Source organism: Moorena sp. (assembly GCF_982860115.1).
In genome coordinates this window covers 1-3,033 of the sequence record NZ_CEYLVT010000413.1, presented here as the reverse complement: position 1 = coordinate 3,033, position 3,033 = coordinate 1, and the positions used below count along the sequence as shown (strand labels likewise).

Here is a 3,033-nt window from a genome sequence, read left to right as displayed (position 1 = left end):
GAATCGGGAATCGGGAATCGGGAATCGGGAATCGGGAATCGGGAATCGGGAATAGAAACAAATAGTTTTTGATGTTATCAAATATTAGGATTTATTTGGCTGGATTATATATTGAAAACTAAGTTTTTAAAAAATGCTTTAATGTTTTCATGATCAATAATATTTTTTTTAATTTCACAAAATTAACAACTATTAAACACAAAGCATCTACCTGATTAAGCCAAATAGTTTAATCAGAAATAAAACAGCTAAACTGTATTTAGATAGTAAGGTTAATTTTTAGGATTACTAGTGGTTAGACCAGCTCATAAACAAAAATAAATAAAAATTATCTATAGTTAGGTGTACATCAATAACTACAGGGCTATATTAATTAATAAAGAACTATTTCACGTAATTATGTGGCCATCCTGGCAATAATTTCAAAGGATAGGACTTATGCACTGAAACGAAAAATTAAGGATTTAGCCAATAAGTCACAGGTCAGCATTAAGCCGTCAGCTGTCAGCCGTCAGCCGTCAGCTTTCCGTAACTTAAATTAAACGAATGCTTACCTCTTCTATTCAACAGCTGTTCCCAAAGCGTGCGCTATGCCCATAAGCTGTTCGCGTAGCGTGCGCGTAGCGCTTAAGCTGATGGCTGATAGCTGATGGCTGATAGCTTACAGGCACAGAAAAAAGGGAACAGAGGGGATTCCTGTTCCCTATTCCGAAGTTGAACACTTCTGACGGTTAACTGTCTTCAAGGTCACCAATATCCCGCTTCAGAGGTCGCTTGTAGGTAAAGGTGAAGGTATCGCCACTCTCAATTACCTGGCGGATTTCGCTATACATGGGATAGTCACCCACTCCACTGACACTTGCCCAGCCCCGCGCCCTAGTTAATGCTACAAATAGCTGGTTACGCAAACTGACATCACTCTCGTTCCTAGCAACATTATCAACACCGACCACATACACCATATCGGCTTCATTACCCTTAGCACGGGGCACACGAGATATGGTTACTCCACCATCTTTCCAGAAGCGATCGCGATCAACGTGGGGCCATTGAGGTTTTAGTTCATTCAACTCCAATGCTGTGGGAATATAAATATCAATGTCTTGCTCCATCAAAACAACAGCGACATGATTTTCTAATTCAATTGCTTCAGAACTGGAGCCTAAAACTAGCACTAAGATTTCTTTACTGGCTTTCAGGTCATCATCAACCAGATTATGCATAATCTTATCGGCCAACGCACTAATTTCTTCCTGACGAGAGCCATAGGTTTCAAAGTATAATACTGGTGCGCTCCATAATTCAGGAACTGGATTGGGGGAGTTTTCTTTTGGACGATGGATGGTGATTTGTTGACCGGGAATAAAGTTTCCTTTGACTTCATAACCAATTTTTTCCCAATCCTCCTTTCTGGTAATTCCAGTTAGCATTCCCTCAGGACGTAGCAACCCCATTCCGAGCCCATGAGCAGCAGTGAGAATTGAGCCAGGAGTGCGGTAGCAGCGCCGCATAACTTCAGATTTTTTAATACCACCGGGGTATTGTGATCCTTGTGACAAAAGTCGGCTGAGATTTTCACCCAACAGTTCTTTTGTGGTAGGAATTTTTAAGGTGTCTAGGCTTTGAGCTTCGTCATACGCCCAGATTAAGCGCCGTTGTTCTGGCTGTTCTGGGTCAACAGGTCGTAAGGCTTGATAAGCTAGCCAATAAATTGCTTGTTTGCCCTGGAATTTTAAGTCATCTTCAGTAACTAAGTCTTGTCCTTCATCAATTAAAATGGCATCAAAGCAGGGTTCAATGTTAATTTCTTCCGATAGCCGTTTACAAACTTCTGCCAAACCCCGATTGGGCTGTCTTTGCCGAGTATCCCCAGCGGATTTGGGTCTAGCGCCATTTAACTGGCAAATTGTGCTGTACAAACCAGGCTGATTCTTAGCACCCCAAGCATGAAGCACTCGCAGTTTCTGGTTAGTCTTGTGGTCATACTGGATATCACCATTGCTGAAACGACGCAGCCATCGATCCACTAACCCAATCATCAAGTCGTAGAGGGTGCGACTAAAAAACACTAACCCAATCCTCCAGTCTGGGTGCTTCAAGTGCATATGAGCGGCTTTTTGGCATAGCAGCACTGTTTTTCCTGACCCCGCAATTCCCCGCAGCCGCTGAAACCCAGGAGGGATTTCTTTACCAATGTGTTCCTGCTGCCAATCTAATTCGTAGAGTTGTTGGGAGTAAGCGGCTACAACATTAGCGCGAGTTTTGCCTTCGGTAGAGACTAGGGTACGCGGAGGTTTACGGAAAATTGGTGCTCCGCTGATCACGGATAAGAGTAACTTCCACTGCTGATCATCTATGTCTTCTCCTGGTATCACTGATTCAGTTTCTTGAATACACTCTAGCAAGCCAACTTTACCCAGTTGGTCCTGGAAGATAATGGGAGGACAGTCTGGGAGTTGATCAAAACCGTGGTGTTGCCATTGTTCTTGAGTAATTAAAGGAAGAGCAATCATCGCCCTACCAGTAACTTTGCGCCAAATAGCAGGTTCGCGATCGCAAAAAGCAAGTATTGCTTTTAACTGATGTTCAGCTTGTTGGTAGGGATTTGGGTCAGCGGTGTAAGGGTTTTGGAGTTGCCACTGCTCATCATCAATAGTAATAATTTCATCAATAGTGATAGATTGGATTTTAATTACTACTAGACCAAGGTCTTGATCAGTAATAAAAATATCAGGCTCTTTAGAGATTTCCCCTACTTTAGAAAAAATAGGATAGCGCCAGTAAGCAATACAATTGCGTTCTGAAAAAGCACTGCGAGTGGCATCCCATACTCTTTGTTTTCCTGTTTCTTCACTTTCTGTGATCGGTTCAGTGGTAATAAATTTGCGACCCTGATCTATATCGATAACCGACATTTGGGCTAATTTCCTATATTAAAATTTACTTTTTAATTCGGTGAGGTAGACAATTTTAGGGAATAGGGAGTAGGGAGTAGGGAGTAGGGAATCGGAACCCACCCCTAACCCCTCCCAG

Annotated in this window: 1 protein-coding gene; it reads right to left on the bottom strand. The window is 42.5% G+C overall.

The window, feature by feature from the left end; all coding sequences use genetic code 11:
- Positions 1–731: 731 nt before the first annotated feature.
- Positions 732–2,915: a DEAD/DEAH box helicase gene (locus tag AC4II3_RS32195; protein ID WP_488015975.1), complete on the bottom strand. Its 2,184-nt coding sequence runs from the start codon at positions 2,913–2,915 to the stop codon at positions 732–734.
- Between the last annotated feature and the right edge of the window lie 118 nt (positions 2,916–3,033).

Coding starts and splice junctions, on each gene's coding strand:
- AC4II3_RS32195 (WP_488015975.1), bottom strand. CDS start 2,915: ATGTCGGTTATCGATATAGATCAGGGTCGCAAATTTATTACCACTGAA.